Annotated in this window: 12 protein-coding genes and 1 pseudogene; 11 read left to right on the top strand and 2 right to left on the bottom strand. The window is 41.9% G+C overall.

Annotation, left to right across the window (positions count from 1 at the left end):
* Positions 1-101 precede the first annotated feature (101 nt).
* The gene (locus NLP_RS16045; protein ID WP_104907261.1) at positions 102-5555 is read left to right on the top strand and encodes a trifunctional serine/threonine-protein kinase/ATP-binding protein/sensor histidine kinase; all 5454 of its coding nucleotides are present in this window, start codon (positions 102-104) and stop codon (positions 5553-5555) included.
* Between the two features lie 613 nt (positions 5556-6168).
* On the opposite strand, the gene NLP_RS16040 is transcribed toward NLP_RS16045, so the two are convergent.
* Entirely contained in the window at positions 6169-6384 is a 216-nt protein-coding gene (locus tag NLP_RS16040; protein WP_104907260.1) for a DUF2945 domain-containing protein, read from the bottom strand.
* Between the two features lie 151 nt (positions 6385-6535).
* Positions 6536-6700 carry a hypothetical protein gene (locus NLP_RS34205; protein WP_199784628.1) on the bottom strand — a complete coding sequence of 55 codons (165 nt, stop codon included), beginning with the start codon at positions 6698-6700 and terminating at the stop codon, positions 6536-6538.
* A gap of 558 nt (positions 6701-7258) precedes the next feature.
* On the opposite strand from NLP_RS34205, the gene NLP_RS16030 reads away from it, so the two are divergent.
* The 10 genes and pseudogenes from NLP_RS16030 to hpxZ all read left to right on the top strand — a co-directional run bounded on the left by NLP_RS16030 (position 7259) and on the right by hpxZ (position 14304).
* A complete protein-coding gene (locus NLP_RS16030; protein WP_104907259.1) occupies positions 7259-8206 on the top strand; it encodes a zinc-binding dehydrogenase in 948 nt (315 codons plus the stop codon).
* 15 nt (positions 8207-8221) lie between these two features.
* Entirely contained in the window at positions 8222-8569 is a 348-nt protein-coding gene (locus NLP_RS16025) for an inorganic pyrophosphatase (RefSeq protein WP_104907258.1), read from the top strand.
* A 24-nt stretch (positions 8570-8593) separates the two neighbouring features.
* On the top strand, positions 8594-9412 hold the full coding sequence (locus NLP_RS16020; protein WP_104907257.1) for an SDR family oxidoreductase: 819 nt from the start codon (positions 8594-8596) through the stop codon (positions 9410-9412).
* A 65-nt stretch (positions 9413-9477) separates the two neighbouring features.
* Entirely contained in the window at positions 9478-10392 is a 915-nt protein-coding gene (locus tag NLP_RS16015; RefSeq protein ID WP_104907256.1) for a TauD/TfdA dioxygenase family protein, read from the top strand.
* A gap of 544 nt (positions 10393-10936) precedes the next feature.
* Entirely contained in the window at positions 10937-11551 is a 615-nt protein-coding gene (locus NLP_RS16005) for a glutathione S-transferase family protein (protein ID WP_104907255.1), read from the top strand.
* Between the two features lie 51 nt (positions 11552-11602).
* Positions 11603-11887 (top strand): annotated as a pseudogene (locus NLP_RS16000) (nitrilotriacetate monooxygenase); the annotation flags it as partial.
* A 116-nt stretch (positions 11888-12003) separates the two neighbouring features.
* Positions 12004-12966: a DMT family transporter gene (locus NLP_RS15995; RefSeq protein WP_104907254.1), complete on the top strand. Its 963-nt coding sequence runs from the start codon at positions 12004-12006 to the stop codon at positions 12964-12966.
* Between the two features lie 15 nt (positions 12967-12981).
* Entirely contained in the window at positions 12982-13140 is a 159-nt protein-coding gene (locus NLP_RS35800; protein WP_325034673.1) for an HAD family hydrolase, read from the top strand.
* A complete protein-coding gene (locus tag NLP_RS15985) occupies positions 13070-13849 on the top strand; it encodes an MFS transporter (protein WP_325034764.1) in 780 nt (259 codons plus the stop codon). Before NLP_RS35800 ends, NLP_RS15985 begins: the two co-directional genes overlap by 71 nt.
* A 68-nt stretch (positions 13850-13917) precedes the next feature.
* A complete protein-coding gene (gene hpxZ / locus NLP_RS15980; RefSeq protein WP_104907252.1) occupies positions 13918-14304 on the top strand; it encodes an oxalurate catabolism protein HpxZ in 387 nt (128 codons plus the stop codon).
* Positions 14305-14561 lie beyond the last annotated feature (257 nt).

Raw genomic sequence — 14561 nt, 5'->3', positions numbered from 1 at the left:
TTTCCTTAATTAGCATTTGAAGAGTTAACTTGACTTGTATTCTGGGAACTATCATAGGAACCACCAAAATTTATTAGAAAACAACATTCAGACAAGTATTAATGTTTAAATTAATTGCTCACATCCCTGACTATAGTATTAGAAGTTTAATTTATGAGGCTGCTGCCACAGTAATTTATCGAGCATACTCCAAGGCTAAGGAATGCTCAGTTGTGATCAAACTGCTTAAAGCAGAGTATCCCACTATCAAAGAGATTGCTCAACTCAAACACGAATACGAAATTATCCAAAACCTGAATATTGCAGGTGTAATTAAAGCCCATGAATTAATCAATTATGACAACGGCTACAATAATGGTCTAGCACTGGTTTTAGAAGACTTTGGTGGAGAAACCTTAAAACATCAGATATCTACTACAGGAGTTGAACTTACAAAATTTCTTAACATTGCCGAACAAATTACTGAAACTTTGGGAGAGTTACATACCCACCACATTATCCATAAGGATCTTAAGCCCGAAAACATTCTTTATAACCCCAATACCGAAAAAATAAAACTGATTGACTTCAGCATCGCTTCGCTGTTATCAAAAGAAAGCCCAGAAATCAGTAGCCTCAACCTCCTAGAAGGAACGCTGGCTTATATGTCGCCTGAGCAAACTGGACGCATCAACCGAACCTTAGATTATCGTACAGATTTTTACTCATTAGGTGTAATTTTCTACGAAATGCTGACAGGTCAGCTCCCCTTCCAAAATGCCCAAGACCCAATGGAGTTGGTGCATTGTCACATTGCGAAAATCCCAGTAGCTCCGCACGAGATTAATCCTAAAGTACCACTGGCAATCTCTGCGATCGCAATGAAACTTCTGAGCAAAACTGCTGAAGACCGCTATCAGAGTGCTTACGGGTTAAAGGCTGACCTAGAGCAAGCAGCGATACAACTGCAAACAAAAGGCAGCATTGACCTTTTTAATTTAGGTCAGCAAGATTTTTCGCATCAATTCCAAATAGCTCAAAAACTTTACGGTCGGGAAGTAGAAGTGGCGGCTTTAATGGCTGCCTTTGAAAAAGTTAGCCTTGGTTCTAGCGAAGTTGTGTTGGTAGGAGGATATTCTGGTATCGGCAAATCCTCACTAGTTAACGAAGTTCACAAACCGATTGTGCGGCAACGAGGTTACTTTATCGGTGGCAAATTTGACCAACTTAAGCGAGATATTCCTTATGCTTCTTTAATTCAGGCATTTCGAGAATTGATGCGACAACTGTTAGCTGAAAGTCAAGCCAGAGTTGAGGTTTGGAAAAATAAATTACTACGAGCATTGGGAGCTAACGGTCAAGTTATTATTGATGTCATCCCGGAAGTAGAACTGATTATTGGGCAGCAAGCGCCTGTACCGCAGTTGGGGGTTGCTGAGTCTCAAAACCGTTTTAATCGGGTGTTTAAGCAATTTATCCATGCCTTTACTGCTGCTCTCCATCCCTTAGTACTGTTTTTAGATGACCTCCAATGGGCAGATGCTGCCTCTGTGAACCTGGTCGAGAATCTGATGACTGACCCAGAAAGTCAGTATCTCTTGCTGATTGGGGCTTATCGAGATAACGAAGTTAGTCCCACCCATCCGCTGATGCTAATGCTAGAGACAATTCAAGCATTTGGGGCAACCGTTGAAGAGTTGCTTTTGAAGCCATTAGCAACACCTCATATTACTCAACTGGTTACTGACACGTTCAATTGTGAATCATCTCAGGCAGAACCTTTAGCCGATTTGCTGTTTCAAAAAACCCAAGGTAATCCCTTTTTCTTAACTCAGTTACTAAAAGTACTTCATCAAGATAATCTCTTGACATTTGATTATCATTCGGGTTTCTGGAAGTGGGATCTCAACAAAATTCAGTCACAAGCCATTACCGATAATGTTGTCGATTTAATGGTGAATAAAATTCAGAGGCTGTCAGAACCGACGCAGCAAGTTTTACAATTAGCTGCTTGTGTTGGCAACCGTTTTAATTTAGAAATTCTAGCTGTAGTAAACGAAAAATCTCCATCAGCAACAGCAATTGATTTATGGGAAGCTTTGCGAGCGGGATTAATTCTTCCCTTAAGCGATACTTACAAAATTCCTCAGTTGTTGAATCAGTCTGAATTGGCAATATACTGCAATACTGCTGTAGAAGTTGACTATAAGTTTTTGCACGATCGCGTTCAGCAAGCTGCCTATTTTTTAATTCCAACCGACCAGCAACAACAAGTACACCTAAAGGTGGGAAAATTACTATTACATAATACTGAAAAAGCCCAGTTAGAAGAACATCTTTTTGATATTGTCAACCATCTCAATGCTGGTAGTTCATTGATTGTGGAATCAGTAGAAAGATATGAACTGGCAGAATTAAATCTGAAAGCAGGTCAACGGGCAAAATCATCTTCGGCGTTTGTCACTGCACTCAAATTGCTAGAGACAGGGATGAGTTATCTACCTGAAAATAGCTGGCAAGATAATTATTTACTTACCTTAACTTTATATTTACAATCTGGAGAAGCAGAATTTTTAAATGGAAAATATGAGGAAGCTTTGCTGATTTTTGAGCAGACTTTCAGCCAGGTTCAAACTACTCTTGATATGTGTCGGGTGAATGAATATCGGATTATGTGTTATCGGATGGAGAATGATTTAAACTCTGCATATAAAATTGGGTTAAACACCTTGGAACTTTTAGGCTTAAAGTTTACAGCTTATCCCGATGATGCATATCTGTTGGCAAAACTTAATCAAACAAAAAAAATTATTGGCGATCGCTCAACTTTTAGTCTCGCAGAACTACCGCCAATGCAAGACGAAGAGAAGTTAATGGCTCAACGCATCTTAAAAGAAGTCTGGCCTATTGCCTACTTTTTAGGATCTAAAGCGTTGCATATCACATCTATGAACATAACTCAACTTTCAGTTAAGTATGGCAACTCCCGAATTTCGGTATTTGGTTACATGCTGTATTCCTTCAACTTAGTATTTCAATATGGTGAGGTAGATTCAGGTTATGAGTTTGGTGAGCTATCTCTGCGTTTGCATGAAATTTTAAGAACGAAGGAATTAGAAGCGAATATTTTGAATATGTGGGGAGGTTTAATCTGTCATTACAAAGACCATATTAGTCAGGCAAAACCTTATTTACTAAAGGGATTTAATAGTGGTTTAGAAACAGGTTCTTACCAATGGTCTGGTTATTGTTCAGTTAATTTTTTGTGGCAATCGTTATTTGGGAATGAATCTTTGGAAAAAACCGCAGAAATAGCCGAAGATTTTATTCCCACTCTTCGCAAGATTGACAAAAATATGTTGAACTATCATCTGCTGGCTATGGAAGCGATCGCTAACCTGACTAAGCCAGCAGGCAAGATTGACCAACTTCTTGGAACTTGGGCAGATGAACAACAAGTGCTAGAGTTTGCGTTGGCATCTTCGGATATGTTGAGTGCATTTGTAGTTTACATCTATAAACTTGCGCTCTGTAACTGGTATGGAGAATATATCAAAGCTGTTGAATATGCAGAGAATGCAGAAAAATTTGTTGGGGGAGCGCGAGGAATTTTTATTAATCCTGTTTTCTATTTTCACCAAAGTATTGCCTTAGCAGGGGCTTATGCAGAGGCTGATACCGCAACTCAAGTCATTTATCTGCATAAACTAAATGCCAACTTAGAAAAATTCCAGCAATGGGCAATGCACTGCCCAACCAATTATCAACACAAGTTCCTGCTGATTCAAGCTGAAGTGGCTCGGATTTACCAACAAGATTATCAGGCAATGGAGCTGTATGACAAGGCGATCGCTTCTGCTGCCGAAAACGGTTATTTACAAAATGAAGCCTTAGCAAACGAACTCGCATTTCGATTTTACTTAGCCAAGGATAGAACAAACTTTGCCAAAGTTTATTTTAAAGAAGCCCGTTATCGCTATCTAAAGTGGGAAGCTACGGGTAAAGTGCAGCAACTAGACGAACAATATTCCCAACTTTTTACAGATACAGTTGGGGAGGTTAATGGGCGGGGTACGGCTACAAAGCAGATTCGGGATATTTCTGAAGCTAAAACCCAAACTCTAGATTTAACCACAGCGATTAAAGCATCGCAAGCACTCTCAAGCGAGATGGAGCTAAGTCGGCTGCTGGAGAAAATGATGACGATCGCGATCGAGAATGCTGGGGCCCAAATGGGTTATTTACTTGTAAAACGGGAGAACCAGTGGGTGATTGAAGCTGAAGGAAGCATTGATCGAGATCAATTGACAGTGCGATCGTCCAGTCTGGTACAAGTAAAGCATAAATTGCCAGTTTTACTGATTAACTATGTTGAAAGAACAAAAGAAAATTTGGTTTTAGACGATGCTAGTCACACAGAGCGTTTTGTGAGTGACAACTATATTATTGCCAATCAACCTAAATCAGTTTTGTGTTCGCCTTTTGCTCACCAGGGTAAGCTAACTGGAGTTCTTTACCTAGAAAATAACCTCACCACCGGAGCCTTTACCGCAGAGCGACTAGAGGTACTGAACCTATTGACTTCACAAGTTTCCATCTCTATAGAAAATGCTCGCCTCTACACAAATTTGCACATATACTCCCAGGAGTTAGAGATTTCGGAAACACAAGCGCGTGAGAAAGCAAAGCAGCTAGAACACACGCTCGATGAATTGAAGCTCACCCAGTCTCAGATGGTGCAAAGCGAAAAAATGTCTAGCTTGGGGCAGTTGGTGGCAGGCGTTGCTCACGAAATTAATAACCCAGTCAGCTTTATCTACGGCAACCTTACTTACGTTAATAATTATGTCAAAGACTTGATGAGTGTAGTAGAACTTTATCAACAGCAAAACCAGAATTTACCGCCTAAAGTTCAGAATCAGATAGATGCGGTTGACTTAGATTTTTTGATGGAAGACTTACCTAAGCTGTTGGCTTCAATGCAAGTAGGAACTGATCGCATTCGCCAGATTGTATTATCTTTACGAAACTTTTCCCGCCTAGACGAAGCTGAAGTCAAAGCCGTTGATATCCATGACGGTATTGATAGCACCCTAATGATTTTGCAAAATCGGCTCAAACCCCAACCAGACTCTCCCGGAATTCAGGTAATACAGGAGTACGGCAACCTGCCACCTGTAGAGTGTTACCCTGGCCAACTCAATCAGGTATTTATGAACCTACTGGCAAATGCGATCGACTCTTTAGAGGAATTTAACGAACACCGGACTTATGCCGATATCGCACGTCAGCCAAGTATCATTACAATTCGTACTACTATTGAAGGCAATGTCGCCGTCATTCGCATTGCTGACAACGGTTCTGGTATCGGTGAAAATGTGCAAACGCAACTCTTCACACCCTTTTTTACCACAAAACCTGTTGGGAAAGGCACTGGTTTAGGGTTATCTATTAGTTACCAGATTGTGACTAATAAGCATCGAGGACAGTTGGAATGTGTATCAGTTTTAGGAGGAGGGGCTGAATTTATTGTTTCTATCCCCCTTCAGGCAAGACTAGAAGCAAGAAGTTTCTAATCAACCATTACAGCCCAAATATGGGCTAAACAATTCCGGATCATCGTGTACAGTGACTTTTTATATTGGGGAGAATTGGGATTCTCTCGTTGGGTTGGCTGGGGAATTATTGCTCATAATTTAACTATTATTAGTTGAGGCACTCTCAAAAATAAATATTCCTGCTAAATTTTAAATTTTTTAACATCCCAAAAACTTAGTTTACTGAAATATTAGTTTCCCCAAAAAACGAGCAAACTTTTAATATTTTACTTTGCTATAAAAATATAGTTGTAACACAGAACTATTGGTTATTAACAAAGTTTTATATCTAATTCGTTCAACACTTTTGCACCGGGAACTAGACTAAAGTCTATACATAAGTATGTCAATAAAATAGTTAAATTTTTGTATACAAGATACTGGAATGCAATAGATAAGAGGTTCATTAATTAATCTAGAAAATGTAGGAATTGAGAGATGAGCGACATTAAAAGACAAACCGTTTTGCCTTTACTCAGATGGCAGCGACCCAACACAGAAACATCAAATTTTACGAATCCATCGCTTGTCTTATCACATGGACTCACTCAAAATACAGGAGTAACCGCGGTACAGTACTCATAACGCTACATTAGTCTTCAATTTTTTCAAGAGCATCGAATTTATGAGCAGCTTCTTTGCCAGTTTTGTCGCTTTTCACTAGATATTGTGGATTATCCTTTGAGGCAGCAACATGATGTCCACTTATATCTATGGGTGAAGTTAATTTTTTTTCTACTTTGCCAGTAGTTTCACCCTGTGATGTATTCCACTTTACCCGATCGCCTTTCTTTAATTCTTCAGTCACGAGTTTTTCTTTTGGCTATTTTATATCTGCTTATTATGGTGGGGTCGCCAGAAAAATTAATCAGCCGAACGAGAGAAAAAGGGTTATGGAGAGCTAACTTTTTCCGGTATCGTTTGGGCAAAGCGATGTCTAAGACGGGCTAGGCTTACGCTCAATGACTAAGTTTCGTCGGTTCAGCCGATTTCATTCTTGCTTCACCAACCTCTGCTTTTGCTTCTGTGATGATATCTTTTGCCAACATGCGATCGATGTCAGTGCGATCGCAAATACCTGCCGTGACAATTAACGGAATCATCACACCCACCTGTTGTTGCAAAGAGTCCCGCAGTTGAGAAATTACAGACTCAATCGATTATCCTGGAATTTTTACTACCAAAGTGCTAATTTTAGATATTTTCAATAGGATATTTGATGATACATATTGCTGACTTTTTACTAGCAGATTAGTAAATAATAATGTAGTGATGTTTAAAATACTTATCCGGGAATAAAGCTTGATTTTTATCAAATAAAAAAGATAAAAGTTATTAATTTTAAATTTTCCCATACTGCATAGCAAAATCCATAGATGCCCGACAGAAGGCTGGTCATAGAGTAAGCTAGAAGGTTGATGCGACTAGCTGACAATGCAGCAATAGATAAAACAAATATTTTCACAGGTGCTTGATTCTTCTGGCTGTTTGTGATAAGTTTCTTTATTACGAACGCAAAATACTGTAACTTTATCAAGATACCGTTGTTTATTAAATTTCGTTAACCTAGTTGCAAGGATTTGCAGTTAAGAATAAATAGCTAATCTATCGAGATTATTTATTACAGGTAGTATATTGCGAACCAACGAACTAGAAATTAATCTCTAAGCTAGGGCAACCTTATGAGCAAAATACGTGCTGTGATTATTGATCCCAATGTGCCAGGGCGTTTGGCACTGAGTGAAGTGACTGCACCAAAACCTGCCCCAGATGAAGCTCTAGTGCAGGTAGCGGCCATTTCCCTCAATCGGGGAGAGATAAAACGTTCAACCACTGCTGAGGCTGGTTGGCAGCCTGGTTGGGACTTAGCAGGTGTAGTGGAAATCCCCGCCGCCGATGGTTCGGGGCCTCCCCAAGGGGCGCGTGTAGTTGGCTTGCGCCGTGCCGGTGCTTGGGCAGAACTCGTGTCTGTTCCTACTAACGCCTTAGCAGTAGTGCCGCCATCAGTATCTTTTGCTCAAGCCGCCACACTGCCTGTAGCAGGTTTAACTGCATACCATGCAGTCTTAAAAGGTGGTTCACTTTTGGGTCGGACAGTTCTGGTTACAGGTGCATCAGGAGGCGTTGGTTACTTCGCTATCCAATTGGCGCAACTGTCAGGAGCGCAAGTTGTGGCACATATTCGTCAAGCTGGCTATGAAACTCTAGTTAGAGAAGCAGGAGCGCAATCGGTGGTGATTGGCGAAGACCTTTCACCCGCCAGCGAGTACGGCCCCTACGATCTAATTGTAGAGTCAGTAGGTGGCAAGACTTTGGGGGTAGCCCTTGGCTTACTGGCACAGGATGGAAAAACTGTGCTGTATGGAGTATCAGGGGGAGATGAAGTAACATTCAACGCGGCTCAATTTTTTGGGACTGGTAGCGTGAGCCTGTATGGTTTACGTCTGTTCGATGAATTGAGATTTGAATCAGCAGCAGTCGGTCTAAAACGGCTTTTGAGTCTAGTAGAAGCAGGTGAGTTACATCCTCACATTGATTTAGAAGCTTCTTGGACACAAATAGCTGACGTGGCCCAACAACTACTCGATAGGCGTTTTCCTGGCAAAGCTGTGTTGCACATTTCCAATTGAGCAATAGCAGATGGTATGAGGGATAGTACTGACTTCTGGTTCAAACTAGATCAGCTTGTAGCCATTAGTAATCTCAAGATAGATCGCCCAAAAGGGACATCACATCCACGTTATCCATCCTTTGTTTATCCATTGGACTATGGATACTTGGAAAATACTCGCTCTGGAGATGGAGCCGATATTAATGTCTGGATAGGTAGTTTGTCTAGCAAAAAAGTCACCGCCGTCATTTGTAGTGTTGACTTGGAAAAACGGGATACAGAAATCAAAATACTTCTGGGCTGCACCTCTGGGGAAAATCAAGCCATCTTGGATATCCACAATACAGGCTCTGAATCAGCAATATTATTGGTTCGCAAGTAAATTACATTTTTGAGGGTAGTTTGTATGAGTTTAGAACTAAAACTATCAGGTAAAACAGCGATCGTTACAGGAGGAAGTGCGGGAATTGGATTAGCTACTGCCAAAGCACTCTATAGTGAGGGTGTGAATGTAGCGATGCCTACGGCGGCAAGCTACGCAGCCCGCAATCAAGAAAGACTAGAAAATGCAGTAGCTGCCATCCAGTCTTTACCAACTCCTGGCGCTAAAGTTATTGCCATCAGCGCTGATTTAACGAAAGCAGAGGATGTTGAGAAAGTTGTCTCCACAACATTGGCCCAGTTTAATCAGATTGATATTTTGATTAACAATGCCGGATCAGCCCGTGCTGGGTCTTTCCTAGAATCCACTGATGATTTATTTTTGGATGCTTGGAACTTAAAATTATTGGGCTATATCCGCTTAGTTAGAGCCGTCGTTCCCCATCAAAAAAGTCGCGGTGATGGGCGGATTGTCAATATAGTCGGTGGTGCAGGACGGACACCTCGTCCGAACTTCCTAGCTGGTGGTACAAGCAATGCTGCTTTACTGAACTTCACAAAGGGCATTTCTAAAGAGCTAGCCGAGTACAAAATTCGCATTAACGCTATCTCCCCTGGTGCTACAGCTACTGAGCGTGCCGAGACTTTAGCTCGGCAAAATGCCCAAGCGCAAGGCATCACCGTTGAGCAAGTGAAGGCACAAAATATCCAAAGTATTCCTTTAAAAAGAATCGCCCAGCCAGAAGAAATTGCCGCGCTGGCGCTATTTTTGGTGTCTGATCTTGCTGCATCGATTACAGGAACAGAGATTATCGTTGATGGCGGATCTACCCCTGGTGTTTAAAAGTAGAGACGTGATGAATCGCGTCTCTACTCTTGTAAAAACATAAACTTCTTGGAGATAAAAACATGGGTTCTCAATACTTTGATATCAAACCAGTTGCAGGACGTATCGGTGCTGAAATTATTGGTGTTAATCTGAGTTCTAAACTCAGTGATGACATCATCAGCGATATTCGCAAGACTCTAGTCAAATACAAAGTGATCTTTTTCCGTGATCAGCAACAACTCGATGCTGATGGACAAGTCGCCTTCGCTCGTCGCTTCGGTGAACTCACTACAGCCCACCCCACCGTACCATCGCTTCCAGAAAATCCAGAAGTCTTAGACCTGAATTATGGGCGTACCACTTCCCGCGCCAATAGCTGGCATACTGATGTAACATTTGTAGACCGTCCTCCTCTCGGCTCTATCTTACGAGCGCTTGACATTCCGCCAACTGGTGGCGATACAATCTGGGCAAACTCCGTGACCGCGTACCAAGATTTATCTATCCATCTGCGTAATCTTGCCGACCAACTTTGGGCAGTACATAGCAACAAATACGACTATGCTACTGCATTTGACCTATCTGAAGATGCCAAAGCTTACCGGGCTGTCTTCACCTCGACTGTATACGAGACTCTGCACCCAGTTGTACGCGTTCATCCCGAATCTGGGGAGCGTGGGCTATTCATCGGCGGATTTGTGCGCCAGTTCCGTGGCTTATCAACAACTGAATCAGATGACATTCTGCGACTGTTGCAAGCATATATCACACGTCCTGAGAACACAGTCCGGTGGCGTTGGCAAGTTGGTGACGTAGCCTTTTGGGATAACCGGGCTACTCAACATTATGCGATCGCAGATTACGGCGACCAGCCCCGCCACGTTCAACGCGTGACAATTGTCGGCGATCTCCCAGTTGGCATCGATGGTAAACAAAGTGAGGCGATTAAAGGAGATGCTTCTGAGTACAATCGACGTGAGGCGGTAACTGCATAATAGTTGGGCATTGGGAGTAGGGGATGAGTCTTTGATACTCGTGAATGAGTCTTTGATACTCGCGGATGAGTCTTTGATACTCGCCGACGAGTCTTTGATACTCGCCGACGAGTCTTTAATACTCGCGGATGAGTCTTTGATACTCGCGGATGAGTCTTTGATACTCGCCAACGAGTCTTTGATACTCGCAGATGAGTCTTTGAACTCCACTCCCCTTTGCTGGCTTAACCTTCCACTGAGTTTGGATATAGACTCAAAATAGCAATTTGTCAAGCTAGTTTTGAGGGTTTGTAGTAAGCAGTTTAGTGGTTAGAAAATAAGAACTAAATTCCTTACCCAACGGGAAAGTTAGTCGCTCATGGGGGAAACCCCCAAGACCGCGCTAACTCACTACGAACTTGCTTATCCATCAATTTAAACTTGACAGACTAGTAGATACCACTGAAATATCTTTCAGACATTTCCTAATTTTTTAACCAGATTTTTTCAAATGTTAAAACGATTGACGTTTGAACTTAATATCTAATGACGATCGCACTTTTTTATGAAACTCTTTTATACACCTAACTCTCCCTATGCACGCATTGCACGGGTAGCAAGACTAGAACTGAATCTGTGCGTAGGCGTAGCCCGTCGTAGACATCGCATCGAAACGCAAAAAGTTATTGCACGAGATCCAAACAGCGACCTATTGAATTACAACCCTACAGGTAAAGTACCAACTCTAGCGACTGACGACGGATTTATCTTGAGTGAAACACGTATAATATGCGCTTATCTGAATCACTTAAATCCTGAAATTAAACTAGTTGCTGACAATTCTAATGGCTTTTTACAGCAACTCGAAGGTATGACTAGTGGGTTCATAGATGGTATTGCTGTCTGGGTGCGGGAGTTAAGGCGTCCCCACAGTGAGCAGTCTCCTGGGGCGATCGAGTTTGAGCGTGAGCGGGCGTTGAGAATTTTGGACTATTTCGAGAAGATATCAGATAAACTCGACCAAACTCCAAAACTTGATCATATAACCCTCGCCTCTGCACTGGGACTAGAGATCCGTCTTCCCAATCTCCAATGGCGGCAAAAATATTCAAAACTTGCTAATTGGTACGATGAATTCTCTAAACTACCCTCCATCCAAGCAACAAGACCAGAGTCCTAATAACTAACATTTTGTTGTTGCAAACAGGAGAACGAAAAAAGCATAAGTACGCGGGGACATCGAACGATTCTCGGAACACCAGAACATATTGCCGATCAGTTAGAAGATTGGTTTGTTAATGGTGGGGCTGATGGATTTAACATTATGCCACCCTGGCTACCTGGGGGTTTAGATGAATTCGTGGACTTGGTAATTCCCGAACTGCAACGTCGAGGAATATTTCGTACTGAGTATGAAGGTCGAACCCTGCGCGAGAATCTTGGTTTACCCCGTCCGGTGAACCAGTTCACCACAAAAATTGCTCCTGAACTTGTGGGCGTCGGTTCCTTGGCATAGTTTTGATTGAACAACAGGCAGTGTTTTTAAAGCGACGGCTTTGATTTCCTCAAACTTCATCTGGTTTGTTAGGTTTTAACAATACAATCAGGTCGTCTCTAAGGAAACTTTTTATCGTGTTGGGCATCCTAACGGTTCTACTATCCTCCTTTGTTTTGACGTTTCACAACGTTACTGTCCGAGTTTTGTTTTCAGAACATCTCGTACTAGGTTTATTTTTACTCGGTGGATACGTTAAACCGGATTTGCAAAATTCATTCTTGCTGATGTTCATGCGAATGCTGCTGGTAGTTCCACTCATGGCATCTCTATCATTCAAGCTATATCCATCTGCTCTTAAAGAATTTCAAGACTTGTTTACCCGCGATCGCAGGGATGTTCTGATTCAAGCTCTTGGCTGTGGGGTGCTGATGTTTGTGTATATTGCCTCACTCTACATTGCTATTGGCTTGATTCCCACAGGCATTGCTTTGACCCTTTTCTTCACCTACCCCGTATTTACAGCGCTGTTGTCTTGGAGGTTTTTTGGCGATCGCCCCACATTGTTCCGTTGGCTGGTAATGGCTATTATTCTGGTGGGAAGCGCTCTCACCATTCCTCAATCTTCTGCCACCTACACCAGTCATACCATTGCGATCGGCATTTTCGCTAGTTTTGGCGCTGGAATTGTTTATGCCTTTTATTGCATCATTGCTCAAAAATGTTTAGAAAAATTCCATCCAATTCCCTTTACCTGGATCAGTTTTGCCTCCACTCTATTGCTTTCTGGTGTTAGCTTACTGTTCTGGCCAGCTAATAACGCCCAACTTGATTGGACACCCCTATGGATTGGTAGCATATTTTCCGGTCTTGTCAGCTTTCTCGGACACACTCTAAACAATGTGGGGATTCGGATGGTTGGCGCTTCTACCGCTTCCATAATCGGCTCTAGCAGTCCAGCATTGACGGCGCTAGTTGCATGGATAACCATTAGCGAAACTTTAAACGTGATTCAAAGTGTGGGGATTGGTGTTGTCACATTGGGCATCGCCTTACTTAGTGCAGAAGGCTTTATTAAATCGCTCAAACTTAGGGGTTAAATTGGGAATTAAGATATGCCTTTCTCTGCTATCCTTTTTGATCTTGACGGGACTTTGACAGATCCTAAACCTGGCATTACTAGTTGTATTCAGTATGCGGTCTCTGAACTCGGTTACAAACCACGCAGGTTTGTTGATTGTGGTGCTGGGATCGGGGCTATGTTTCCTGATTGATAGCATCAGTTACATCGCTGTAATTATTGCCCTCCTAGCAATACGGCTGACATCTAGAAAAGCCATCATTTCCACACGCAAACCTTTAGAAGAATTAAAAACTAGTTTTAAATATGCCTTTGGGTTTTTGCCAATTCGCTCAGTCTTGATTGGTTCGGCTTTAGTCTGCTGTGTGTGGGGATTTTACTTAGCCTTGGGACCGATTTTTGCCAAAGAGATTTTGCAGGGTGGCCCTAACACCTTCGGCTTCTTGATGACAGCTTCCAGTTTGGGAACCTTAGCAGGTGGTATCTATTTAACTAAGCACAGCAATGTACTGGAATCGGGTAAAGTTCTAGCATTGGGTATATGTTTTATGGGAGTAAGCTTGATTATTTTTGCCCTATCTCGTGTATTCTGGCTTTCACTGCTCTCATTATTTACAGCTGGTTTCGGCTTTATTTTGCAGATAATTGCCGGACGCACTTTGCTTCAGTTGTTGGTGAGTGATGAAAATCGCGGACAAATTACAGGTCTTTATGTTATGGCATCTACAGGCGCAGTACCTATAGGTAACTTAATAGCTGGCGCACTAGCAAGCAAAATTGGTAGTAGCAATACTGTCATCCTTGGTGCAAGTATTTGTATTGCAGGCTCAATTTTCTTTATGCAACAAATCTCCACCTTCCGCGATCTGGTTCGTCTGAATCTACGTACTGAAGGAGCTTAAAAGAAAAATAGCTCTGGCTATTTGAAAGAGTGCATAATCAGCCATAACACCAAAAATTGGTAAAAACAATGACTACTATAAATGACCCTACTATTGTCGCTGAAGTAACTGATTTGTACCTCAAGTATGAAGAAGCTCTTTGTAATAACAATTTAGAAGTGATGGACAGCTTGTTTTGGGATGCGCCCGAAGTAGTGCGGTTCGGCATCACAGAAAACCTCTATGGCGGTGATGAAATTCGTAACTTTCGCCAGAATCGACCAAGCCCAAAAATAGAGCGAGAAATCTTGAATCTCAAGGTTGTAACCTTTGGGAAAGATGCAGCAACAGTAACTTTAGAATTTCGCCGAATCATCAATGGTCTAGAGCGTTTCGGGCGACAAAGCCAGACTTGGTACAAGTTTACCGAAGGATGGAAGGTGGTTTCAGCGCACGTTTCATTATTGCCAGTGTGAGTTTCAAAACTATGACTAGTATTTTAGTTAGATATTAGCTGCCATAAAAGATAGTGAGTAGCGATAATACTAGCTTTACCTAATTTCAAATCATTAAAAATAATTCCTGTAACAAACGTTCAATAGAGGTTTAAATATGGTAAATCCATTTGATTGGATTGTATTAAAATCTAAACATCTGCTCGCTTTAGCATTTGTAGGGTTTGGCAATGTTAAGAAATATTTCGCTAATAGCATCCGTTGACCGTGAATAAGTG

Source organism: Nostoc sp. 'Lobaria pulmonaria (5183) cyanobiont' (genome assembly GCF_002949795.1).
Taxonomy (GTDB): domain Bacteria; phylum Cyanobacteriota; class Cyanobacteriia; order Cyanobacteriales; family Nostocaceae; genus Nostoc.
Note: the sequence above shows the minus strand (reverse complement) of the source record. Positions and strands in the feature narration are given on the sequence as shown.